The sequence below is a fragment of the Pseudomonas simiae genome (assembly GCF_900111895.1).
Classification (GTDB): domain Bacteria; phylum Pseudomonadota; class Gammaproteobacteria; order Pseudomonadales; family Pseudomonadaceae; genus Aquipseudomonas; species Aquipseudomonas simiae.
The window spans coordinates 1-23,118 of record NZ_FOKB01000008.1; the positions used below are offsets into that span (position 1 = coordinate 1).

The 23,118-nt window shown below is 57.5% G+C and carries 25 protein-coding genes and 1 pseudogene; 19 read left to right on the top strand and 7 right to left on the bottom strand.

Annotated features, from left to right (window positions below; genetic code table 11):
• The 6 genes from BMZ57_RS22050 to BMZ57_RS22075 form a co-directional block, all read left to right on the top strand.
• A partial coding sequence (locus tag BMZ57_RS22050) for a ribonucleotide-diphosphate reductase subunit beta (protein ID WP_074900529.1) occupies nucleotides 1-356 on the top strand: 356 nt, incomplete at its 5' end.
• Between the two features lie 102 nt (nucleotides 357-458).
• The gene (locus BMZ57_RS22055; protein ID WP_069672731.1) at nucleotides 459-1,514 is read left to right on the top strand and encodes a ParA family protein; all 1,056 of its coding nucleotides are present in this window, start codon (nucleotides 459-461) and stop codon (nucleotides 1,512-1,514) included.
• Nucleotides 1,514-2,200, top strand: coding sequence for a hypothetical protein (locus BMZ57_RS22060; protein ID WP_069672732.1), 687 nt, complete (start codon nucleotides 1,514-1,516; stop codon nucleotides 2,198-2,200). Before BMZ57_RS22055 ends, BMZ57_RS22060 begins: the two co-directional genes overlap by 1 nt.
• Nucleotides 2,201-2,563: 363 nt before the next feature.
• A complete protein-coding gene (locus BMZ57_RS22065; protein WP_069672733.1) occupies nucleotides 2,564-3,094 on the top strand; it encodes a BRO-N domain-containing protein in 531 nt (176 codons plus the stop codon).
• 99 nt (nucleotides 3,095-3,193) lie between these two features.
• A complete protein-coding gene (locus BMZ57_RS22070; RefSeq protein WP_069672734.1) occupies nucleotides 3,194-3,907 on the top strand; it encodes an HNH endonuclease in 714 nt (237 codons plus the stop codon).
• Nucleotides 3,908-3,979: 72 nt separating this feature from the next.
• Nucleotides 3,980-4,621, top strand: a complete 642-nt coding sequence (locus BMZ57_RS22075) for an HAD-IB family hydrolase (protein WP_021491294.1) — start codon at nucleotides 3,980-3,982, stop codon at nucleotides 4,619-4,621.
• A gap of 251 nt (nucleotides 4,622-4,872) precedes the next feature.
• Here the strand turns inward: BMZ57_RS22075 and BMZ57_RS22080 are convergent, their stop codons facing one another.
• Complete coding sequence (locus BMZ57_RS22080; protein WP_021491293.1) at nucleotides 4,873-5,832, bottom strand: LysR family transcriptional regulator; 960 nt, start codon at nucleotides 5,830-5,832, stop codon at nucleotides 4,873-4,875.
• A 193-nt stretch (nucleotides 5,833-6,025) separates the two neighbouring features.
• On the opposite strand from BMZ57_RS22080, the gene argH reads away from it, so the two are divergent.
• The 7 genes from argH to BMZ57_RS22115 all read left to right on the top strand — a co-directional run bounded on the left by argH (nucleotide 6,026) and on the right by BMZ57_RS22115 (nucleotide 12,780).
• Nucleotides 6,026-7,453 (top strand): argininosuccinate lyase, encoded by a 1,428-nt coding sequence (argH, locus tag BMZ57_RS22085; RefSeq protein WP_069672735.1) that lies wholly within the window; start codon nucleotides 6,026-6,028, stop codon nucleotides 7,451-7,453.
• Nucleotides 7,454-7,559: 106 nt separating this feature from the next.
• Nucleotides 7,560-8,438 carry an amino acid ABC transporter permease gene (locus BMZ57_RS22090; protein ID WP_010208291.1) on the top strand — a complete coding sequence of 293 codons (879 nt, stop codon included), beginning with the start codon at nucleotides 7,560-7,562 and terminating at the stop codon, nucleotides 8,436-8,438.
• A gap of 24 nt (nucleotides 8,439-8,462) precedes the next feature.
• A complete protein-coding gene (locus BMZ57_RS22095) occupies nucleotides 8,463-9,227 on the top strand; it encodes an amino acid ABC transporter ATP-binding protein (protein WP_010208290.1) in 765 nt (254 codons plus the stop codon).
• A 25-nt stretch (nucleotides 9,228-9,252) separates the two neighbouring features.
• Nucleotides 9,253-10,074, top strand: a complete 822-nt coding sequence (locus tag BMZ57_RS22100; RefSeq protein ID WP_010208288.1) for an ABC transporter substrate-binding protein — start codon at nucleotides 9,253-9,255, stop codon at nucleotides 10,072-10,074.
• 75 nt (nucleotides 10,075-10,149) lie between these two features.
• Nucleotides 10,150-11,319: an MFS transporter gene (locus tag BMZ57_RS22105; protein ID WP_010208287.1), complete on the top strand. Its 1,170-nt coding sequence runs from the start codon at nucleotides 10,150-10,152 to the stop codon at nucleotides 11,317-11,319.
• Nucleotides 11,320-11,373: 54 nt separating this feature from the next.
• A complete protein-coding gene (locus BMZ57_RS22110; RefSeq protein WP_010208286.1) occupies nucleotides 11,374-12,321 on the top strand; it encodes a hypothetical protein in 948 nt (315 codons plus the stop codon).
• Nucleotides 12,322-12,414: 93 nt separating this feature from the next.
• On the top strand, nucleotides 12,415-12,780 hold the full coding sequence (locus BMZ57_RS22115) for a helix-turn-helix domain-containing protein (protein ID WP_021491290.1): 366 nt from the start codon (nucleotides 12,415-12,417) through the stop codon (nucleotides 12,778-12,780).
• Between the two features lie 2 nt (nucleotides 12,781-12,782).
• Here BMZ57_RS22115 and BMZ57_RS22120 read toward each other — a convergent pair.
• The 4 genes and pseudogenes from BMZ57_RS22120 to BMZ57_RS22135 all read right to left on the bottom strand — a co-directional run.
• Nucleotides 12,783-12,974 (bottom strand): annotated as a pseudogene (locus BMZ57_RS22120) (helix-turn-helix domain-containing protein); the annotation flags it as partial.
• An 84-nt stretch (nucleotides 12,975-13,058) separates the two neighbouring features.
• Entirely contained in the window at nucleotides 13,059-14,561 is a 1,503-nt protein-coding gene (locus tag BMZ57_RS22125; RefSeq protein ID WP_069672736.1) for an amidase family protein, read from the bottom strand.
• Between the two features lie 97 nt (nucleotides 14,562-14,658).
• A complete protein-coding gene (locus BMZ57_RS22130) occupies nucleotides 14,659-15,354 on the bottom strand; it encodes a hypothetical protein (RefSeq protein WP_254668484.1) in 696 nt (231 codons plus the stop codon).
• Nucleotides 15,355-15,528: 174 nt separating this feature from the next.
• On the bottom strand, nucleotides 15,529-16,578 hold the full coding sequence (locus BMZ57_RS22135; protein ID WP_042571261.1) for an MBL fold metallo-hydrolase: 1,050 nt from the start codon (nucleotides 16,576-16,578) through the stop codon (nucleotides 15,529-15,531).
• A gap of 123 nt (nucleotides 16,579-16,701) precedes the next feature.
• On the opposite strand from BMZ57_RS22135, the gene BMZ57_RS22140 reads away from it, so the two are divergent.
• The 4 genes from BMZ57_RS22140 to BMZ57_RS22155 all read left to right on the top strand — a co-directional run bounded on the left by BMZ57_RS22140 (nucleotide 16,702) and on the right by BMZ57_RS22155 (nucleotide 20,752).
• The gene (locus BMZ57_RS22140) at nucleotides 16,702-17,328 is read left to right on the top strand and encodes a TetR/AcrR family transcriptional regulator (protein WP_044287744.1); all 627 of its coding nucleotides are present in this window, start codon (nucleotides 16,702-16,704) and stop codon (nucleotides 17,326-17,328) included.
• A 190-nt stretch (nucleotides 17,329-17,518) separates the two neighbouring features.
• Nucleotides 17,519-18,568 (top strand): diguanylate cyclase, encoded by a 1,050-nt coding sequence (locus BMZ57_RS22145; RefSeq protein ID WP_044287745.1) that lies wholly within the window; start codon nucleotides 17,519-17,521, stop codon nucleotides 18,566-18,568.
• Between the two features lie 270 nt (nucleotides 18,569-18,838).
• Nucleotides 18,839-20,158: a methyl-accepting chemotaxis protein gene (locus BMZ57_RS22150; RefSeq protein ID WP_010208276.1), complete on the top strand. Its 1,320-nt coding sequence runs from the start codon at nucleotides 18,839-18,841 to the stop codon at nucleotides 20,156-20,158.
• Between the two features lie 75 nt (nucleotides 20,159-20,233).
• Nucleotides 20,234-20,752: a DUF1003 domain-containing protein gene (locus BMZ57_RS22155; protein WP_010208274.1), complete on the top strand. Its 519-nt coding sequence runs from the start codon at nucleotides 20,234-20,236 to the stop codon at nucleotides 20,750-20,752.
• On the opposite strand, the gene BMZ57_RS22160 is transcribed toward BMZ57_RS22155, so the two are convergent.
• Nucleotides 20,749-21,627, bottom strand: a complete 879-nt coding sequence (locus tag BMZ57_RS22160) for a LysR family transcriptional regulator (protein ID WP_010208272.1) — start codon at nucleotides 21,625-21,627, stop codon at nucleotides 20,749-20,751. The two genes, BMZ57_RS22155 and BMZ57_RS22160, sit on opposite strands and share 4 nt — an antisense overlap.
• Before the next feature lie 80 nt (nucleotides 21,628-21,707).
• On the opposite strand from BMZ57_RS22160, the gene BMZ57_RS22165 reads away from it, so the two are divergent.
• Both BMZ57_RS22165 and BMZ57_RS22170 read left to right on the top strand, forming a co-directional pair.
• On the top strand, nucleotides 21,708-22,409 hold the full coding sequence (locus BMZ57_RS22165; protein WP_047543048.1) for a CTP synthase C-terminal region-related (seleno)protein: 702 nt from the start codon (nucleotides 21,708-21,710) through the stop codon (nucleotides 22,407-22,409).
• Nucleotides 22,406-22,729 carry an antibiotic biosynthesis monooxygenase family protein gene (locus BMZ57_RS22170; protein ID WP_010208269.1) on the top strand — a complete coding sequence of 108 codons (324 nt, stop codon included), beginning with the start codon at nucleotides 22,406-22,408 and terminating at the stop codon, nucleotides 22,727-22,729. Before BMZ57_RS22165 ends, BMZ57_RS22170 begins: the two co-directional genes overlap by 4 nt.
• Here the strand turns inward: BMZ57_RS22170 and BMZ57_RS22175 are convergent.
• Entirely contained in the window at nucleotides 22,726-23,049 is a 324-nt protein-coding gene (locus BMZ57_RS22175) for a DUF2025 family protein (protein ID WP_010208268.1), read from the bottom strand. The genes BMZ57_RS22170 and BMZ57_RS22175 overlap by 4 nt on opposite strands.
• Nucleotides 23,050-23,118: the final 69 nt, after the last annotated feature.

Sequence of the window (23,118 nt, forward strand, 5' to 3'; positions counted from 1 at the left end):
TGAACTTCGGTATCGACGTGATCAACCAGATCAAAATCGAAAACCCACACCTGTGGGATGCCGAGATGAAAGAGGAAGCGACCCAGATGATCCTGCAAGGGACTCAGCTGGAGATCGAATACGCGCGCGATACCATGCCACGCGGTGTACTGGGCATGAACGCGGCGATGATGGAGGATTACCTCAAGTTCATCGCGAACCGTCGCTTGTCGCAGATCGGTCTTAAAGAAGAGTACCCAGGGACCACTAACCCGTTCCCATGGATGAGCGAGATCATGGACTTGAAGAAAGAGAAAAACTTCTTCGAAACCCGTGTGATCGAGTACCAGACGGGTGGCGCGTTGAGCTGGGATTGATGATAGCCAAGTGACATGATATAAAAGCTAACCTACATGGAAGTTGGGAAGCACTTAAAAAGCCCCGCACATGCGGGGCTTTTCTACTCAAGGAGCTGAAAATTGGCTAGAGCTAAAAAAACACCAAAACCTCAAACAAAAACCCTTACTTTTTACAATAACAAGGGCGGAGTTTCTAAAACCACTACACTTTTTAATGTTGGAGCCTATTTGGCTAAAACAGGTAAAAAAGTCTTATTTATCGATGCCGATTCACAGTGTAACCTCACAGAACTTTTTTTCGCTAACGATACCGAGTACTTCGACAACCCTTCCAAAAAGCTACCTGGCGACTCCATCCTTGATGTCTTTCGTCCACGTTTAGACGGTGCGGCGGCCAGAATAAATGTTGAAAACGTAAATCTTGCAGAATCCAACATATATCCAAAACTATTCTTAATAAGAGGCGATATTGAATTCAGTGCTCAGGCAGAGCCTTATTTTGGAACATCAATAAACCAAGCAATCACAACAAACATAAATGAAAAAAATACTTACATTAGTTTCAGGCGCCTTATAAAAGACCTTGGACAGCAACTCGGCCTCGATTACATCCTAATTGACTTAGGTCCAAGCACTGGTGCTATTACCCGGCTCGCATTTCTCGCTTCTGATAGATTTATTATTCCAGTCACACCAGACCGTTTTTGCTACTTAGGCATCAATACCCTGCCCAAGCTGATCGAAGACTGGATAAAGCATGACAACATTATACTAAGCACTCTCGAACCATACGGAATCGAGAATGACTACGGCTCACCCGAGTTCTGCGGACTAATAAACCAAAATTTCCAAGTTCACAAGTCACTAATCAAAGAATCATATCAGAAGTGGTCCAAAAAAATAAAAACCGAAATCAAGTCAAAGTTAATGGGATCAAACATAATTCGTATTAAACAAGACCTGGATGACCCAATAATATGCTCCATTGAAAACCTAGGGCAGCTAGTTCCGGTATCCCAAATGCTAGGGAAAGCCATTTTCGACTTAACACAAGCAGACTCAGCCTTAGCTTCGAAAAGCGGTATACAATTTTACGGAAGCGTATGGGAGCCTTGGGAAAAAAAGATCAAAGCCTACCATGCAGAAATTCAAAAAATCACAGAGGCTATTGAGTAATGGCCTACTCGTACTTCGCCTTCCTAGACGTAATGGGCTATAGATATTATTTAAAAAAAGACGAACGAGACGGAACGGAGATTTTCAAAGAAAAATTAATAACCTCATATAGAGCATTTGAACAAATAGATCTTGCAACACTTCATCATAAGAGCATATCTGACTCTATATTTATGAGCTCCGCAACGGATATTGTAGGTTTCCTAAAAGCCACAAAGGACGTTTATCTTAGATTTTTAGAAAACGGACTTTTAATTCGCGGAGGGATAGCTTACAACAAACATTTTCAAAATCAGCATATAACCTATAGCCACGCTCTAACAGACGCTTATAACCTTGAATCCTCGAAGTCAATATTTCCGAGAATATTGATTCATAAATCCGTACTAGAAAAACTAAAAAATGAAAGTCAGGGAGAAGCGCAAAGCCAGGAACTTTCCCAATTAATTCAACACAACCTGATAATACGATGTGGAGAGCATTATCAACTCCATATCGTAGATGATCTAAATTGGTCAACCGTTTATGAGCACGCAAAAACGGTATACAAATCTAACGAATCCGCAATAAATGAAGATCCAAAATTATTTGAGTATCACACATGGCTCCACAATTATATCTTTCATTTCAAACCTAAACGAAGCAAAAAACAGAAATATATAGAACACTTTGAATTTTTAAGCTGATCACCACTAAAGTGAAATTGCCTGCATTGACCATAGTGAGAGATATGCATATGCTGCACTCGGTGCCTAAGAAACACCTCACACAGCGGACTGACCGCACCCGACAGTAGCGGCTTTTTTGTGCCTACGGTTTTTTCGTGGGCATCGAAAATCTCTGTTATGCCGGGAGTGGGCTAATACAAGACCCGAAAGGGGAATATGTCCGGCCCTCTGTGTGGGGTTTCTTAACTCCCGGCACCCAGCCCTAAGAAAGCTGACATCACACAGAGGTAATGGAAATGCCTAGAATTTTCACCTTCCTCGCGAAGGCTATCTACTGCGTCAGAACCGCCCTTCAAGCACTTCCAATCTCGGAGGTGTGTCATGCATGATCCCCTCGCTCCCACTACCTTCACCCGTCAAAGCCTTCCTCTGCACGCCCTCCTTCTGGAAAACCAACCGTGGTTTTGCGCTCGCGATCTTGGGCGCTTGATGGGCTGGTATTTAGATGAACGAACAACTCGAAAGCTCGATGACGACCAGCGAAGAACGGTAACCCTGCTGTTTCACGGTCAACCGGAAGAACTGCTGATGATCAGCGAATCCGGCGCGTATGCGCTGCTGGTCTATCACTACACACCGGGGAACCGCCTGTTACGCAGCTGGCTCACTCACGAAGTGGTTCCAACACTGCGAGATGAGCGTCAGCCACGAACAGTAGAGAGACCATTGTTGAGCATGCTGGATTGGCCGGAGATGTCTTTGAACTTGCTGCATTGGCAGGATGAAGGCTGGATTAGGCTGCGAGACATGCCTTACCTGTTGGTTAACCGGACACATCGGTTACGGCTCTCAAAAAAGTCGTGGTGGCGCAAGTTCACGCAACCTTTCCGAATCAAGCAGCGAATTTGCTGACGAACACGACCGCCAACTCAGACCAATCCGTAGGAAATTTCGTAGACGCAATAATGGCTACTCAGTATCGTCCGAGGGTTTTCTACCCTCGGCGGCTGTATGGATATTACGAAAGACAAAACGGATTGGAGCGACTCGGAGCTGGCAGCGGCGGTCGAGGCTTACCTAAAGATGTCGGCCTTGGAAAAGAGCGGCCAACCTTTCAACAAAGCCCTCGAAAACCGCCTTCTACGCGAAGGCCCGGTGGCAGGCCGTGCAAAAGGCTCCATTGAATTCCGTATGCAAAATATCTCCACCGTGCTTGTGCGTATGGGCTGGGACCGCATCGAAGGCTATAAGCCCGCGAAGAACGTGGGCACCAGCGTAGAAGAACGCATCCGCCAAGCCCTCGCCGCTCAGGGTGTGTTTGAATCCGAGGACGCCGCCCAAACTGCAGATGAGCAAACGCTCATCCGCCGCGCCTCCAAACTCCAGCAGCAAGCCTTCCCAAAACTACCGGACGGCATTGCCCAACCGCAGAAAGTATCCACTCTCAGCACAGTGTTCGTCCGCGATCCAAAGGTACGCGCCTGGGTGTTGAAAGAAGCCAACGGCATCTGCGAAGGCTGTGGCTCAAACGCGCCGTTCGAGGTCAACGGTTTGCCATTTCTTGAAGTACATCACGTCAAGCACCTTGCCCAGAAGGGTTCGGATCGCATCACCAATGCTGTAGCCTTGTGCCCCAACTGCCATCAGCGTTGTCACCGGTCGAGTGATCGGGACGCTTTCACTGAAGCGCTTTACAGCAAAGTCGGAAGATTGGCACGGGAGTAAACTCCTGCTGTCACACCTGATGCACGCTAAAAAAATACTAGATAGGACCGAGGCCAACCCGTGAACCCAGACATGCTCGAAGCCGGCCCCGTTGATGCCAAAGTACTCTCCGTCTTTGACTTCGACGGCACCCTGACCCACCACGACAGTTTCGTGCCCTTCCTCAAGTTTGCCTTTGGTACCGGTGAGTTTTATGGCCGGATGGTCAAGCTGGCGGTGCCGGGGCTGCGCTTTTTGGTGCGGCAGATCAGCCGGGATGAGTTGAAGGCGCAGTTGATTCGCACCTTTATGACCGGGGTGGAGAAGACGTGGGTGCAACAGAAGGCCGAGGAGTATTGCCAGCGCAATTGGGCGCGGCTGATGCGCCCGGCAGGGGTGTTGTCGGTGGAGCACGAGTTGGGCTCGGGAGCGGAGGTCACGCTGTGTTCGGCGTCGCCGGCGTTGGTGTTGCAGCCGTTTGCGAATCGGCTGGGGATCAAGTTGATCGGGACTGAGCTTGAGGTGGTCGACGGGGTGTTGACCGGCAAACTCACCGGGAATAACTGCCGGTGTGAGAATAAGGTGCTGCGCCTTGAAGCGGTGTATGGAGACCTGGGGGAGTATCGGCTCCGGGCCTGGGGCGATACGCGTGGGGATCGGGAGTTGTTGGCGGCGGCGCAGGATGCGCATTTTCGGCATTTTCATTCGAAGAAGAAGCGCAAGCAGTTGCGGTGATCGCGCACTGGCATGAGATGCCAGGGGTTGAATGCCAGATTGGTGATGAAGCCCAACCTGAAAAGGTTGGGCTTTTTTGTGCCTGGTAGAAAACACTGCGCGTTAGATAGCACGTTGCCTAGGCGGAAAATGTATCGATACCAATAGCGAGTTCGGCAGGTGGACCGAGGTGATCCCTTCGCAGCCTCGCTGGGGCTCGACAGCTCCCACAGTTGGGCGTCGTGAGCTTGTTGAGCGGTGTTCGGCGGAGCTTATGTCGTGGCTTTGAGGTCCACGCCCAGCGCTGTAGCGAAGGCTTTTACCAGCGGGCTTCTTGGGGCGTTGTGGCGCAGGATCAGGTTGAAGGCGGTGCTCAGGTGAACATGCTCCGGGCACAGTGCGCGCAGGCGCCCTTCCCTTACCAGCGGTGCGGCGTAATGCTGTGGCAGGAAGCCGAGGAAGCGGCCGGTCAGGATGAGAATAGCGACGGCTTCCACTTGTGAGGCCGAGGCCGACTGGCTGTCGTAGTTGACGAAGTTGGCCTTGTCGCGGTGGATCGCGTACCGATGGTTGACCACTTCGTATTGGCGCAAGACTTCCGGCGTGATGTCGCTCGCAGTGAACAGCGGATGTCCTACGGCGCAGTAGGCGTGGGCCTTTTCTTCGTACAGCGGGAAGTAGTCGAATTCCTCACGGCGTTGGTACACAGGGACGATGCCGACGATCAGCCTTCCTTCCACCACACCGCGCTCAACTTCGTCCAATTGTGAGGCATGTAAGCGCAATCTAATCTTGGGCGACTCGCTGTGTAATTTTCCCAACGCGGTAATCAGCGGCGAATTAACGTCCGATACAGTGTTATCAATTACGCCGACACTAAGGTCACCAATAAGCTCGTTTTGCGCCGAACTAAGCTTGTCGCGAAAACTGTCCACCGAGGTAAATAACTCGATGGACGCCTGATACACCAACTTGCCTTCTTCGGTGAGGCCAAAGCCTTCCCTGCCGCGCGTACACAGGCGCATGCCGATGCGGATTTCAAGGTCGGAGATCTGTTTGCTGATGGCTGCCAGGCCCACATTCAGCTCGTTTTGCGCAGCGCTGAAGCCGCCGGCTTCGACAACCGCCATGAATACCCGGAGCAATTTGAAGTCCAGCCCGCTCAGTTGCAGGGGCGGTCTTGTGCCGGGTTTGGGCGGTATGTTTCCAGAAGTGGAAAGTGGGGTTTCCATAATACGCGTTGACCTCAAGTGCCATATTCAACAGGCTTTGACCCAGTCCTTGAACATAGCCAGGCGGCGATAATGAACATAAACATCCGCCCTTGGCAACCATGAATACGGCGCGTTAGACGCTGATTCAGTCTAGTTGAAACCTTATTTTTACTGCCTCCGACTCTTCTAAAAACAAGCGTGAGGAACATCCATGTCCCAGCCCACCGACCGCCTTTGGGGCGCTCGTTTCAAGACCGGTCCGTCTGCTGCATTGGCCGCGTTGTCGCGTTGCCCTGAGCGCTATTTCCGTCTGACGCTTTACGACCTGGCCGGCTCCCGTGCCCATGCACGTGAGTTGCAGCGCGCCGGTTTGCTGGATGAGTCGGAAACCCTGCGCACCCTCGAAGCGTTGGACAGTATTGGCATGGACTTCGCCGCCGGCACGCTGCATCCGACCCTGGATGACGAAGACGTGCACACCTTTATCGAACGCGTATTGACCGAGCGCCTGGGCGCCTTGGGTGGCAAATTGCGCGCCGGGCGTTCGCGCAATGACCAGACGGCCAATGACCTGCGTCTTTTCCTGCGCGACCACGCGCGCACCATCACCACTGAGGTGCTGGGTCTGCAGCAGGCGTTAGTGGACCAGGCTGAACAGCATATCGAGAGCGTCTGCCCCGGCTTTACCCATTTGCAGCAGGCACAACCGATTGTGTTTGCTCATCACTTGCTGGCCCACGCGCAATCGATGTTGCGGGATGTGCAGCGGTTGGTGGATTGGGATGCGCGAACGGCGTTGTCGCCCCTCGGTGCGGCGGCCATGGCCGGTTCGGCGATTGCGCGCCAGCCGGAGCATTCGGCCAAGGAAATGGGCTACACCGGGCCGTGTGAAAACTCGATCGACGCGGTCGCCAGCCGTGACCATGTGGCGGAGTTTCTGTTTGTGGCGGGCATGCTCGGGGTGAATATTTCGCGCCTGTCAGAGGAATTTTGCCTGTGGTCGTCGCGGCAGTTTCGCTGGGTGGTGCTGGACGATGCCTACGCCACCGGTAGCTCGATCATGCCGCAGAAGAAGAACCCGGACATTGCCGAATTGGCGCGGGGCAAGGCTGGGCGCTTGATTGGCAACCTGACCGGGTTGATGTCGACGCTCAAGTCGTTGCCGCTGTCGTACAACCGCGATTTAAGTGAAGACAAGCACAGCGTGTTGGACAGTGTGGATACCTTGCTGCTGGTGCTGCCGGCGATGGCCGGGATGGTCGCAACCATGAAGGTGCAGGTTGAAGAGCTGCGGCGCCAGGCGCCGATGGGCTTCACCTTGGCGACGGAGGTGGCGGATTGGTTGGCCACGCGCGGTGTGCCGTTCAAGGAGGCGCATGAGATTACCGGCGCACTGGTTCAGGCCTGTGAGAAGCATGAGATTGAATTGTGGGAAGCCTCGTCGGCGATGTTGGCGGAGGTGGACGCGCGGTTGCTGCCTGAAGTGCGGGACTGCTTGAGCCTGGAAGCGGCGATTGCGGCGCGCAGTGGGTGGGGTGGGACGGCGCCGGAGCGGGTTCGCGAGCAGATTGGGCGGTTGAAGATTGCATTGGCGGCTCAGCAGCAGTGGGCTGAGAGCTATCAGGGCTTTCGGATTTAAGCCTGTCAGAGGTGTGGTGCTGGGGCTGACGCTTTCGCGAGCAAGCCCGCTCCCACATTTGGACCGAGTACATCAGTAGTAGCGTCATCAGTTTTGGAGAAGCACCATGAACCAAACCCCGGCAGAGCGCTTGGAAGCCGAGCGCAAGTTGTCCGAGAACCAGTTCGATATCACGCAGTACGAGCACGTGCCGCGTCGCTACTACGGGCGGATGTTTTTTGCCACGTTGATCGTGATTGTGTTGGCCGCGCTGTTGCGTGCATTTGCCAATGGTCAGATCGAATGGTCCTACATCGGTCAGTTCCTCACGTCTGAAGCCATCCTCTGGGGCCTGGTGAACACCATCATCATGTCGGTGTTGGCCATGGCGCTGGGCGTGGTGATCGGCGTGATCACGGCGATCATGCGTATGTCGGCCAACCCGATCCTGCGGTATGTGGCCATCACCTACACCTGGCTGTTCCGGGGCACGCCGCTGATCCTGCAACTGCTGCTGTGGTTCAACCTGGCGCTGATCTTCCCGGTGATCGCGATTCCGGGCCTGTTCAGTATCGACACTGTCGATCTGATGACGCCCTTCGTGGCCGCCCTGCTCGGCCTGAGTATCAACCAGGGCGCCTACACCGCCGAAGTGGTGCGCGCCGGTTTGCTCTCGGTCGACACCGGCCAGTACGAAGCCGCCAAATCCATCGGCATGCCGAGCCTGCAAGCCCTACGTAGGGTAATTCTGCCCCAGGCGATGCGCGTGATCATTCCGCCTGTAGGCAATGAGTTCATCAGTATGGTGAAAATGACCAGCCTGGCCAGCGTGATCCAGTACTCGGAGCTGCTGCACAACGCGCAAAACATCTACTACGCCAACGCACGGGTCATGGAGCTGCTGATTGTGGCCGGCATCTGGTACCTGGCGGTGGTGACTGTTCTTTCATTTGGTCAAAGCCGCCTTGAGCGTCGTTTTGCCCGCGGCGCCGGCAAGCGTTCGTAAGTCTGGGTTGAGGAGATTTGCCCCATGAGAAGCATCGTCAAGGCCGTCAACCTGAACAAGTATTACGACCAGTATCACGCGCTGCGCGACATCAACATCGAGGTCGAGCAAGGCGAAGTGATGTGCATCATCGGCCCGTCGGGTTCCGGTAAAAGCACGCTGCTGCGTTGCGTCAACCAACTGGAAAAAATCGACAAGGGCGGCCTGTGGGTCGACGGCGAACTGGTGGGTTACCGGGTCGTCGGCAACAAGCTGCATGAGATGAATGAATCGCAGATTGCCCGCCAGCGCCTGGCCACCGGCATGGTGTTCCAACGCTTCAATTTGTTCCCTCATATGACCGTGTTGCAGAACATCATCGAAGGCCCGTGCCAGGTGCTCAAGCGCTCGCCCAAGGAGGCCATCGAAGATGCGCTGGAGTTGCTGGCCCGCGTCGGCCTGGCAGACAAGCGCAATGCCTACCCTGTGGAGTTATCCGGCGGCCAGCAACAGCGTGTGGCGATTGCCCGCGCATTGGCCATGCGCCCCAAGTTGATGTTGTTTGACGAACCCACGTCAGCCCTCGACCCGGAGCTGGTAGGAGAGGTGCTGTCGGTGATGCGCGATCTAGCCACCACCGGCATGACCATGATCGTGGTCACCCACGAGTTGGGCTTCGCCCGCGAAGTGTCCAACCGCATGGTGTTCATGGATGCCGGTCAGATTGTGGAAGCCGGCAGCCCCGAAGAAATTCTAATAAGCCCACAAAACCCGCGTACCCAAAGCTTTATTTCTGCCGTTCGCACTTAACTAAAAAACAAACGAGAACGCCCCCATGAAAAAATTATTTATCCCAACCTTGCTCGCAGGCTTGCTGGCCTCCTCCGCTGTTTTCGCGGCTTTGCCGGCGGCAATCAAGGACAAGGGTGAGATCAGCGCGGCCATCGTGCCGAACTATCCGCCGATGGATTTCAAGGACCCGGCCACCAACACACTCACCGGTTTTGACTTCGATCTGGGCAACGCCCTCGCCGAGCGCCTGGGCGTAAAGATCAAGTGGCAGGAAACCGGCTTCGAGCAAATGCTCAGCGGCCTGACCACCAAGCGCGTGGACATCGTGCTGTCGGGCATGACCGATACCGCCGAGCGGCAGAAATCCGTAACCTTTATCGACTACTTCAGCAGCGGCCCGCAGCTGTACACGATGGCCAAGCGTGAAGACCTCAAGGAATTGACTGACCTGTGCGGGAAAAAAGTCGGCACCAGCCGTCGCACCACTTGGCCGTCGGAAATTGCCGCGTGGAGCAAGGAAAACTGCGAAGCGGCGGGTAAGCCAGCGATCGTGGTAATCGGCACCGAAGGCTCGGCGGATGCGCGCGCGCAGTTGCAGCAGAACCGCTTGGATGCGGCGATGCAGGGCAGCGAGACGATTCCTTATTTGATGTCGCTGGACAAGGGCAAGTACAAGCCGGTGGGCTTGGCGATTTCCAAGCAGTTCACCGGGCTTGGGATCGAGAAGAGCAACACGCAATTGGTCACCGCGATCAGTGAAGCGTTGCAGGGCATGATCGATGACGGCACTTACGGCAAGATCCTGAAAAAGTGGGATCTGGAGCAGGGCGCGGTCGATAAGATCAGCATCAACGCCGGCCAATAACCCTCCTTCTGTAGGAGCGAGCACGCTCGTTCCTACAGAAAACCAAGCCACCCAGACAAGGACATGTGCCCCACCGTGGCCACCTACTCCCTGGTAATCCGCCGCCTGATGATTTGCTCGCTGACCATCGTCATCAGCCGGGCAATGACCAGTCCCTTGATGACTTTGTTGCTCAGCCGGCGCCTGGGCCTCAACCAGCAGGACATCGGCTTGCTGATGGGCATCGCGGTGTTTACCGCCACCCTGATGGGCCTGTACGGCGGCTACGTCATCGACCGCATGGAAAAGCGCAAGCTGCTGATCCTGGCGATGCTCTCCAGCTCCATCGGTTTTCTGTTGCTGACCTTTGCCACCAACCTTTACCTCACCACCTTGACACTCGTCATCACCGAGTCGGCATCGGCGCTGTTCCTGATCGGTTCCAAGGCGATCATCAGCGAGAACCTGCCGGTGGAGCAGCGCGCCAAGGTGTTTTCCCTGCGCTACACCCTGACCAATATCGGCTACGCCACAGGCCCCATGGTGGGCGTGGTCATTGCCGGGCAGATGCCCCTGCTGCCATTCATGCTGTCCAGCGCCATCGCGTTTATCAGCGTGTTCCTGATGATAGGCATCCCGCCAACCCAGCGTGAGGAAAGCAGCAAGCCCTTGAGTTTTCTCACCACGCTGAAAACCCTGCGCAACGATCGCAGCCTGGTGCTGTTCACCGGCGGCAGCCTGCTAAGCACCATCGTGCATGGCCGTTACACCTTGTACCTGTCGCAATTTCTGCTGGTGATTCACAACCCGGATGATGCACTGAAAATTCTTTCCGCCGTGCTGGCGTGCAACGCAATCACGGTGATGGTGCTGCAATACCAGATCGGCCGCTTCCTTAAGCGTGAGCAATTGCGTTACTGGATCCTGCTGGGCACTGCGCTGTTCATCGGCGGCCTGATCGGCTTCAGCCAGGCCGACAGCCTGCTGTCGTGGTGTGTGGCCATGTTCGTGTTCACGTTGGGCGAGATGATTATCTTCCCGTCCGAATTCCTGTTTATCGACACCCTTGCCCCCGAATCGCTGCGTGGCAGTTACTACGGCGCGCAGAACCTGGCGGCCTTTGGCGGGGCGCTGAGCCCGGTGATTTGTGGCTATCTGTTGATCAACTCACCGCCGACCACGATGTTTTATGCACTGGCCGGGTTGACGGCGGCGGGCGGTGCGCTGTGCTTCTTGAGCGGGCGGCGGGTTGCAGGTTCTTGCTGATATTTACGCAGGATCCCGCTATTAATAGCCAAACCTCTCACGGACCCGAGCCCCATGAAATTCGACACGGCCTACTGCCTGAGTCTCGATGACAAGCTGTCGATCTACGACGTACGAGACCTGAATTTCGACGAAACAACCGATTTCGACTCAGACAAGGACAGCTTTCTCTGCCCCAATGACGACTGTCGTACGGCGTTTGACCCCGGTAACGCGCTGAGCACCTTCAACGCCAAAAACGTCAATTACCTGCGCACGCCGCATTTCAAGAACAGGACCAGCACCCGGCATATCGACGGTTGTCGTTACGCCAGCACGCCCAAGACTGCGGTAGATGACAGTGACGACGAGCGTGAGGACCATTTCCCATCGGAGTTTGTACTCACCCGTCGTCAGTACGAACGCCAGACGCCGCTTGCGAGTACAGAGGGAAGCATCCCACACGATCCAGTGAAAGCGCCCTCAAACCGAAGCTCTGTATCCCACCGCGCCAATGACAGCACCCCAGACAAAACCAGCGTGTTCGCCCACCCGGTCGAATGTTTCGTGTCCAACATCGACGACAAGGACAAGCTCAAGTCCATGCCGTTGAAAATCGGTGACCACACCGCGACCTACTGGACGTTTTTCAAGAAAATCGAATACCTGCAAGACAACAAAGGCCTGATCTACTGGGGCAAGATCAGGGCGATCAAGGACTACACCAGCAGCTTTCGCATCGACTTCGAAAAGAAAGTGTGGCTCGACAAGAAGCCCTACTCGGTCAACGTCTACCTGAGTAAAAAACTCATTGAGAACTACCGCAAACGCAAGGTGTTCCTGGAGCAGATCAAGGCGGCCGTGGACAGTGAGCGCGCGTTGTACTGCTTCTTCTACGGGGTGACGCCGGAGCTGAAACAGGTGCCGAGCAAGAAGAATCCCGAGCAGACCTTCGGGGTATTCAGTGCCAATATCGAGAACCTGGACCATCTGATCATTCGGGAGGCGCCAGGGGTGGAATAGTGGGTCAGCAAAAATCCAGTTGATGAGCGGTCAAAACAACTGTACAAAAACACAGTATAGTTTGCCCTCCCCCGTCGAACCTGGAGAAACCCCATGTCCTCTCTGGCAATGAGCTCTTTCGTAGAACAGCAGATCGTCCTGCATCAATTCACCGCCAAACACAGTGTGCAAGCCCGCGCGATGCTGGGCTGGAGCCGGGAAGACCTGGCTCGCCAGGCCGGTGTGGCCGTTGAGGCGGTTCAACAGTTTGAAAGCCAGCATGACGTGGGGGATGAAACCCGCCTGGCCTTGGCGTTTCGGTTGGAAGCTGAAGGGCTGGTGTTTTTCCCGGGGTTTGCACCGGGGTGGGGGATGAGTGTGCGCCGGTTTGACTGTGCAGAACCAGAGCCTGTAGCGCAGGGCATCCTCTCCCGTTTGATAGGCACAACGTCGGCATCCCTTGAACCGAAAGGTGCGTAGAGTCATGCCTGCAGTTGTCGCGCCCAGCGCATCATGTGCGGCGGTTGGCCAAAGGCACGCAGGAATGCAAGGCGCATCCGTTCCGGGTCGCCGAAGCCGGTTTCGCGGGCGATGATGTCGATGAAGTGGTCGCCAAGATCGAGCAGCAGGCGCGCCCCCTCGATGCGCAACCGCTCGATTGCCTTTGCGGACGACACCTTGGGCAGGGACGCCTACGAAACAGCAAGGCTCCCTGGCACCCAACCTGTCGCATCGCTCCCCAGCGGCACGCTACGGCGTCAAAGTTGCGGCTTAACCGCTACCTGAGCTGCTTGCTCATACCCATGGGCCACTGCCAGCAAGGTGGGCTCGGCCCATTGGGTACCAAAAAAGTAGGCACTGGTGGGTAGACCATCCTCATCTACACCAGACGGTACGGCAATTCCCGGATAGCCGGCTGCCGCGACGCCGAAGTAACTGTTGGTGTCGAAATCCGACACCATCGCGTCCAGGTTTTCTGCCTTGATCGGGTCATCGATCGAGCTTCTGAAATCCTGGATGAGCGCATCCCACAGTGGCTTGCGTGCTGCTGGCGTCAGCGTTGAGGCGCTGATTTCCCTGAGCACCGGTTGATGATCCGTCTCACTGCCATCGCGTTCGTCGTTGAACCGGATCAGTTCGGTCAGCGACTTGACCGGCAATCCCGAGCGCTTGCCCAGGTAGGTATTCAGTGAGTCCTTCACATCCGAAAGCAATAGTTCGTCGTAGCGTGAGGCATCGGCCAGGCGCAGGTTGACCGGCACCAACACCGCGCCTTGCTCGCGAAGCACTTCCAATGTCCGATTGAATGACGTGCTGTTCTCCACTGGCAGGGTTTCACCCTCTTTGGAGAACGTGGCGGGATAGCCGATACGCTTGCCTTTCAACGCGCCTGGAACCAGTAACTGGGTGTAATCGATACCTTGGGGCGCTCCCACGCTTGCTGGATCCGCGGGATCACTGCCTGACATGGCATTGAGCATCAGTGCAGCATCAAACACTGAACGCGTCATCGGGCCCGGTGTGTCCTGGTACTGGCTCGCGGGAATAATTCCATTGCGGTCCAGCAGGCCGACAGTGGGCTTGAGCCCGACAATACCGTTACGCGCTGCCGGCACAATGATCGAACCGTTGGTTTCTGCCCCCACCGCCATGGGCGCCAACCCTGCTGCAACGGCGGCGGCAGAGCCGGAGCTGGACCCTCCAACGTCGGCGTCCCTTTGATGAGGGTTGCGGGTCTGCCCGCCCCGACTGCTCCAGCCATCGGGGCCCCCACGGAACCCAGCCATTTCAGTCATGTTGGTTTTGCCGAGGATCACCGCGCCCTGCTGGATCAGGTAGTCCACCAACGGGGCGTTCTTGCTGGCTGATGCACCGACCAGCCCAAACGCACCCGCACTGGTTTGCATGCCTTCGGTTTCGATCGTGTCCTTGAGCAAGATGGGAATGCCATGCAGCGGCCCGCGCACGTTGCCATTGGCCCGCTCACGGTCCAACTCACGTGCGGTTTCAAGCGCCTTGGGATTGAGTTCGATGATGGCGCTCAGTTGCGGATCCAGCCTGCGAATCCGCTCCTGCAGGTGAGTGACCAGATCGACCGAAGTGAGCCCGCCCGGCAGGGCCATTTGCCTGCTGAGCTCGTTGACACCGAGGTATTCAGTACCCGCGGGCACAGGTGTTGAAGCCGTGGGTGAGGCGTCTCCAGCGAACGACTCTACGACCTGCCAAACCATGGCGCCCATGCCATATGCGATTCCTAACATACGACCTCCTGAGAAGTAAGAAATGAAGAAGGACCAACGTTGATCCGTAGGCCAGTCTAAAAACTTCACCCCTCCTTGGCAGCGCGGCGAGGGTGATTCACCGTGTGGGATAGTTCAGCGCTGCGGGTGGCTCATCCTGCCGATCCATCAGACGGCACACGTTTTGATAGCCCTGTACCAGCGCCGGCAGCCAATCTTTCGCCCAACGTGCGCCGTAGAACCACAGCGTCGCGCCATCCTCGAGCGGCGCGCCAACCCCCGGGTAGCCACTCCAGCACGCGCTGTGGAAGGCGCTGCTACGGCTGTCGGATACCAGGGCAACCAGTCGGAGTGCACGCACCAGCTCATCGATTTCGTTGCGGGTGTGAAGGGTCTGATTGGCCCGGTGTGCAGGCACTGGTACCAGCTCGGTACCGGCCTGGCGCAGGATGCCCAAGGCTTTCAGGAAGGAGGGAGGGTGTTCGATCCGCCCCTCTTCGTGGTCATCCACAAACCGCTCGGCAAACCCCACGCGCCTGCCGCCCAGCGCGTGAGTAGCCGTGAAGGCCGTGTTGTTTTCCACCAAGGGGACTTCAACCATCACCGGCCCAGAGGGATCGACGCCACTTAAGGCAATCAACGACAGCGCCGGGTCGCGCAAGGGTTTCAGGGGAAGACTCGGAGCGTCATAACCTGGAATGGGGACGATTCGTCCAGGGTTGTCACGAGCCTGGGGCTCGACACCGAAAGCGATACTTCGCGGGTTCCCTTGCTCGTTGAGCGAAGTCGCCAGGCCAGACGCTTCAGTGAGCACAGAAGCTGGTTGACTCGGTGGGCACGGTATACCCGCCTGCCAATATTTCCGACACTTACTCTCCATAAATACCGTCCCCCGAGAATTGATTTTCCGGGGATCATCGCACCCTTGGCTGGCGTCTGTCGCAGCTCTGAAACAGCTTGAAAACTCCTTTTTCCGGCGGCTGTTCCGTCAGCCGGCTAGCTGTTCCTGCGCACCTTGGGCTTCAACCTCCAGCCACCACGCACACCCTCGCTCAGGCTGGTTCAAGCTGAACGCCTGCCCCATCTGCGGTGTGGTGATACACACGTTGCGCTCCCAGGCCAGGGCCATGATGCGGTCGAACGGTTCGTGCCAGGCATGGAACGCCAGGTCGAAGGTGCCGTTATGAATCGGCAGCAACCAGCGGCCTTTGAGATCGATATGCGCTTGCAGGGTTTGCTCAGGTTGCATGTGCACGTGGGGCCAATCGACGTTGTAAGCGCCTGTTTCCATCAGCGTCAGGTCAAACGGACCGTACTGTTCGCCGATGCGTTTAAAGCCGTCGAAGTAACCGGTATCGCCGCTGAAAAAAATCCGTCGCGCACCATCGATCATCACCCAGGAACACCACAAGGTCTGGTTGGCATCCAACAGGCCCCGCCCGGAAAAATGCTGCGCAGGCGTGGCAACAAACCGAATGCCCTCCACCTCAGTGCCCTGCCACCAATCCAGCTGGCGCACTTTGCTGGCGTCCACGCCCCATTTCACCAGAATGTCCCCGACGCCCAGCGGCGCGAGAAAATAGCGGGTCTTATCGGCCAATTGGACGACAGCCTTGCGGTCAAGATGGTCGTAGTGGTTGTGGGAAAGAATCACTGCCTCTAGCGGCGGCAGCTCCTCAAGACTGATGGGCGGTTGGTGGAAACGCTTGGGGCCGGCCCAACTGAACGGCGACGCACGCTCGGCGAACACCGGGTCGGTCACCCAGAATTTGCCGCGCATTTTCAGCAAGACCGTGGAATGCCCGAGACGGAACACGCTGTGATCCGGCGCCGCCAACAGCTGCTCGTGCGTCAGCGGCTGCACCGGGATCTGCCCCACCGGCCGCGTGCTGCGCGGCTTGTTGAACAACATATTCCAGAAAATACGCAGGGTTTTGCCGAAGCCCCCCTGCTGTACGGGCGCCTCGTTGCTGAAGTGCCCCTGGTCTTGCTTGGGCGCTGCCGGCGAAGAATCGACACGGGACGAAATCGTGGCCATTTACAGGTGACTCCTACAGACCGATCTTTAATTACACTGCACAGTGTAGTTTTAAGATTGCAACAAAATACACAGCAAGTAAACTACTGAGTGTAACTTTCCTTGACGAACCGAGCGCCCTCCATGACTGCCCCTCAACGCCTCACCGACCGTAAACGCGAAGCCATCGTGGCCGCGGCCATCGCTGAATTTCGCGAAAACGGTTTCGAGGTCACCAGCATGGACAAGATTGCCGCCACCGCCGGCGTTTCCAAACGCACGGTGTACAACCACTTCCCCAGCAAGGAGGAGTTGTTTGCCGAAATTCTCCATCAACTCTGGGCAAGCAGCGTTGCGCAGCTCGACGTCAGCTACGCCAGCGACCGCCCACTGCGCGAACAACTGCGCGGTTTGCTGGAAGCGAAGATGAAGATGATGGCGGACGCCAATTTCCTCGACCTTGCCAGGGTCGCCATCGCCGCCACCATCCATTCGCCGGAGCGTGCGCAGGACATGGTCACCCGTCTGAGCAAGCGCGAAGAGGGTTTTACCCAATGGGTCCGCGCCGCCCAGGAAGATGGCCGGCTCAATTGCAACGACCCGGCATTTGCCGCGCACCAAATTCAGAGCCTGCTCAAGGCGTTCGCCTTCTGGCCGCAAATTACGCTCGGCCAACCGGTTCTGGACGCCGCCACTCAGGCCAATGTTATCGAGTCCGCCATCGACCTGTTCCTGGCCGGCTACGAAGTCACCCCTTCCCGTCAGCCATAAAACCTGTGGTGTGAACGACATTCCTGATCTTTTTGGCATATTCACGCGCTGTCCTGAACAAATGGCTTGGAAGGACACTGATTATTCCCACGCGAATAACTGACAATATTCACAGCTATTATCCGATCAACGGTTCGACCCGCTGACGCGCCTTGCCGCACCTGCTAATAAAGAACAGCCCCAGGAATTTATGGAAAACAGACGAGGCAAAGGGCTTTCATTTGCCAGACGTATCTACAAGCCAAGGATTATCGGCTTGGGCATCGGCTGCATCAGTGTCACAGGCGCGCTTTATCCGCTCGCAATGCCGGGCTGGGTCTGGGCATTTCTGCTGTTCAACGGTTTCGCCTGGGCGCATGTGGCCTACCAACTCTCAGCGCGCTCGCAATTTCCCTACCAGGCCGAGCAACGCAACCTGTTGTACGACTCATTGTTCGGCGGGTTCTGGGCCGCGGCCACGCAATTCACACCACTGACAACCGTCACCATCCTTTCCATGATGACCATGAACAACGTGGCGGCGGGCGGCAAGCGGCTATTCCTGCGTGGGCTGCTGGCGCAAGTGGCCGGTATCGGGGTCGCAGGTGCGCTTTTCGGCATTAAATTCAACCCCAACGTCAGCCTCACCCAGGTCTACACCTGCCTGCCGATGCTAACGCTCTACCCCATGGCCATCGGCATGGTTTGCTATCAGTTGGCGATTAAGTTGTCGGAACACAAACGCGCGCTCAGTGCCCTAAGCCGTACCGACAGCCTCACCGGCCTGCTCAATCACGGCTCTTGGAAAGACCTGCTGCACCTCAAATTCCACAAATGTCAGCAACAGCAAAGCCACGCCACCATCGCCCTGATCGATATCGACCACTTCAAGCAGATCAATGACACCCACGGCCATATCGTCGGTGACGCGGTCCTGCGGCAACTGAGCCTGGAGCTGCGGCGCAACCTGAGGGAAAACGACCTTGCAGGGCGGTATGGCGGCGATGAATTCTGTGTGATTCTTCCGCAAATGCCCATGGAACAGGCCGCCCAGGTCATGGAGCGCATGCGCGAGACCTTCAGCAATTACCGCAACCCACAGATCCCTGAATTGCGCGTGAGCCTGAGCATCGGCCTGGCCGATTTCCAACCCGTCTTTACCGACGCCGCCATGTGGCTGAATGCGGCGGACCGAGCGCTGTATGCCGCAAAAGACACCGGGCGTAACCGGGTCAACATGAGCGACGAGAGGGTCGCTTAGTCGCCGGAACCGGTCCTACCACACCTCATCTGAGTTTCCTTCCTGCGCGCTGGATCAAAGCAAAAGGCCACCACTTGTCGGCTACCCAAAAAAGGTCCTGCCATTGCGGCGAACTTCTTGTCAGGCTGATCACTCTGAACCCGTTGTCCCACCCCTCTGTCGGCACAAGGAAGCCGACAATGAGCAAGTCAACCGTACGGCGCATGCCTTACGGGGGCAGGCGCACACCCATGGAAACTCCCAGCAGCCTGCTTGTCCGAGCACCCGAACATGCTATTCAACGCCCACAAGAAAACCATAGATTCCCTGCAACACACCCTTGCCCAACACGCCAGTCTGTTGGACGCCATCGAGCGCTCCATGGCGGTGATCGAATTCGACCTGCACGGCAACGTGCTGCGGGCCAATGCCAACTTCCTCCAGGCCATGGGTTACCGCGCCGAGCAGATCGAGGGCCAGTCCCATCGAATGTTCTGCACTCCCGCGTTCGCCCGCAGCGCCGAGTACAACCAGTTGTGGTCGAACCTGCGCAATGGCCAGTACCAGTCCGGCACCTTTGAACGGGTGGCCGGCGATGGCCAGTCGGTGTGGCTGGAAGCCAGCTACAACCCGGTGCGCGATGACGCGGGCCATGTCATCAAAGTGGTGAAGTACGCCATGGATGTCACCCCACGCCTGCAGGCAGAAAGTGAAGCCAATGCCAAACTGGCCGCCATCAGCCGGGCCATGGCGGTGATCGAGTTCAACCTCGACGGCACCATCATCACGGCCAATGCAAACTTCCTGCAGCGCATGGGTTACACCCTCGCGCAGGTCCAGGGCCAGCACCACCGCCTGTTCTGCACGAAAGCGTTGGCCAACAGCCCGGCCTACGAGGATTTCTGGCGACGCCTGAACCAGGGCGAAATGTTCAGCGGCCAGTTCGAACGGGTGGATAAGAACGGCCAGGCCGTGTGGCTCGAAGCCAACTACAACCCGGTGTACGACGCTGGCGGGCGCCTGTGCAAAGTGGTGAAGTTCGCCTCGGACGTGACCGCCATGGTGCAGCAACATACCGCCGACGCCGCCAGTGCCGCCCAGGCGTATCACATCTCCCTGAACACCCGGGACATCGCCGAAAAAGGTGCCGAAGTGATCCAGCAAACCGCCAGCGGCATGCGCGATATTGCAGCGGATATCGACGGTTCCTCACAACTGATCGCCAAGCTGGGCGAGCGCTCGCAGCAGATCACCGCCATCGTCAACACCATTCGCGGCATCGCTGACCAGACCAACCTGCTGGCCCTCAACGCCGCCATCGAGGCGGCGCGTGCAGGCGAGCAAGGTCGCGGGTTTGCGGTGGTGGCTGATGAAGTGCGGCAATTGGCTGCACGCACCAGCGGCTCCACGGCGGAAATCTCCAGCATGATCGCGATGATCCAGGACGAAACCCGCCAAGCCATCCACAGCATGGACGGCACCCGCGACCGCGCCGCGCAAGGGGTCGACCTGGCCAACCGCGCCGGCACGGTGATCCTGCAAATCCGCGAAGGCACCAGCGACGCGGTGCAGGCGGTGAGTGCATTCGCCAATGAGCGCGGTGGCAACTGAGCCGATCTTCATACGGGGGGGTGAGCGCTCGGTCTATAGTGCTTGCTTGTTTTCAAGCAAACGTCCGAGCCCGCCATGACCCCAGAAAAGACCGAAACCGCTTCCGTCGACCACCTGCGCTTCCACCGTCGCCACGCCCACTTGGCGCCGACCTTCGGCAATGACACTTTTGCCCTCAAGGCTGAAGCTTTCGCCCGGTTCTTCGGCACGCCTACCTTCCTCGGCGCACAAACCGCAATCGTGGTGGTGTGGGTGGTGCTGAACACGACCGGCATCACGCACTTCGATGTGTACCCGTTCATCCTGCTCAACCTGGCCTTCAGCCTGCAAGCGGCCTATGCCGCGCCGCTGATCCTGCTGGCCCAGACGCGCCAGGCCGCTCGCGACAAGGCGCAGTCAGAGGCCGACGCCCAACACCGCGAAGCCCTGGCCAGCGCTAACACTGAGCGCCAGGCCCAGGCGGCTCAGACCAGCAAACAGTTACTGGAGCTGCTGGAGCAAAATACTCGCCTCACGGAGATGACCAAGCAACTGACAGAACGAATCGAAAGCCTGACGAGCGAAATGCATGAGCACTTTGTGCGAAAAACCTAAGGCAACCGCACGTGTCGGCCCAACTCATCAAACAGCGTGACCACTGAGCGCAGCGCCCGACAATCGGGACGCGTGAGCAACCACAGCGCTGTGTCATGCCCCGCCAATGCAGGGCCCAACGGCTGCAGGCCTTCACCCATTAAAAAGTCGGGCAACGCCGCCACCCCCAAACCCGCACGCACCAACTCGGTGACCGATAACATGCTGTTGCAGCGATAGCTGGGGCGCACGCCAGGCAAGTGCTCGCGGCGCCAGACGACCGTGGGGTGGTCGGGCAGGAAGTCATCCGGGGCGATCCAAGGCAGGTCAGCCAATTCATGACCCATGTGCTGTTGGGCGAACTCCGGACGGGCACACACCTGATAAGCCACATTGCCCAGGCGCCGCCCCACCAGATGCTCCGGCGGCGTGCGGGTCAGGCGCAGGGCGATATCGGCGTCGCGGCGGCTGAGGTTGGCAAAATCATTCGACGTGCTCAACTCCAAGGTCAGCGCCGGGTACTCTGGCATGAACTGCGCCAGGGCCGGCAACAGCAAGCCTTGCAGCACCGAGTCGGTGCAGGTCAGGCGCACCGTGCCGCTGATCACCTCACCGCCTTGCTCCACACCGATGCGCGCGGCCTCCAGCGCTTGTTCGGCGCGTTCTGCCTGCTGCGCCAGGTTGCTCGCCAGACTGGTGGGCAGGTAGCCGGCGCGGCTTTTTTCAAACAACGTCTGGCCCAGCGCCGCCTCCAGGCGCCGCACCGCGCGGAACACCGTGGACACGTCCACGCGCAACAGCGCCGCCGCCCGTGCGAGCGTGCCGCCACGCACCAGGGCGAGGATCAACGATAAGTCTGGGTAGTCGATTGAATAGTGCGTCGCTGCATTGAGCATGTGTGGATACGCCAATATTGATTGCGTGAGCGCCAATCTATAGTGCGCCCCAGGACACCACAAGCCCTAGGACGAACACGATGAAAACCACGCCTTTGCACCTCGCCCTGATCGGCGACTACAACCCCGATGTCATCGCTCACCAAGCCATCCCCGTGGCGCTGCAACAGGCCGCCGAGACGCTGGGTCTGAGCATTCACGTACAGTGGCTCGACACCGATAACCTGCCCCCGTCACTGCACGGCTTCGACGGTTTCTGGTGCGTCCCCGCCAGCCCTTACCGTGACACCGAGGGCGCAATGCGCGCGATCCAGTTTGCCCGCGAGCAACGCCGACCGTTCCTGGGCACTTGCGGCGGTTTTCAACATGCGGTGCTTGAATACGCGCGCAACGTTCTGGGTTGGAAGGATGCCGAGCATGGCGAGCTCGCCCCGCAGTCCACGCGCGCTGTGATCGCGCCACTGAGCTGCGCGCTGGTGGAAGCCACCGACACCGTGCGCCTGGCGCCCTACACCCGGATCGCCGAGGCCTACGGCACCCTTGATGTGCAGGAAGGTTATCGCTGCCGTTATGGCGTGAACCCCGCGTTTCTCGATGCCTTGCTCAACGGCGACCTGATCCCCAGCGGCCATGACTCGGCGGGCGATCTACGGGCGGTGGAATTGCTCGACCACCCGTTCTTCGTCGCCACCCTGTTCCAGCCCGAGCGCGTCGCGCTGAAAGGTATCACCCCGCCCTTGGCGATTGCCCTGCTCAAGGCTTGCCAGGCGGAGTCCGCATGATCGCCCCCACACCCAACCCGCCCTACTACGCGGTGATATTCAGCTCACAGCGCACCGAAGGCGATCAAGGCTACGGCCAGGCGGCCAGCCGCATGCTGGAACTGGCACGCGAACAACCGGGGTTTCTCGGCGTGGAGTCCGCACGGGAGGACGCTCTGGGCATCACCGTGTCGTACTGGGAGAGTGAAGCGGCCATCCTGGCCTGGAAGCAGCAGGCCGAGCACCGGGCGGTGCGCGAACAAGGGCGCGCCGCCTGGTACTCAGCCTTCCAGACGCGGGTATGCAAAGTCGAACGGGACTACCGTTTCAAGGCGGGCTAGCTCACAAGACTGCGCAACGCACTGATCTGCGGAATCTCCACCCGACGCATATACACCCGCAACGGCTCGGTGATGTTGATGCGGTCATCGATGTTTTGGTCCAGCAGCAACTGGATACGTTCGCGGGACAGGGTCATGGTCTGCTCCGGGGCCGGCAGCCAGACGAATTCGGCGGTGGGAATGATGCCGTCATCGGCCACGTCCATGCCGAAGGCGTCTTCGCTGAATCGCACGATGTAATGGCCTGTCTTGCGGTTGAGGCCAACAAAACCGTGGAGTTGGTCGGCGGCCTGGCAGATAAGCTCGGAGGTGATGCGCATGGTAAACCTCACTGAAAAGTCCCACAGGAACTGGAAAGATGGTTTACACGCGTGGCGAAAAGCGCCGCC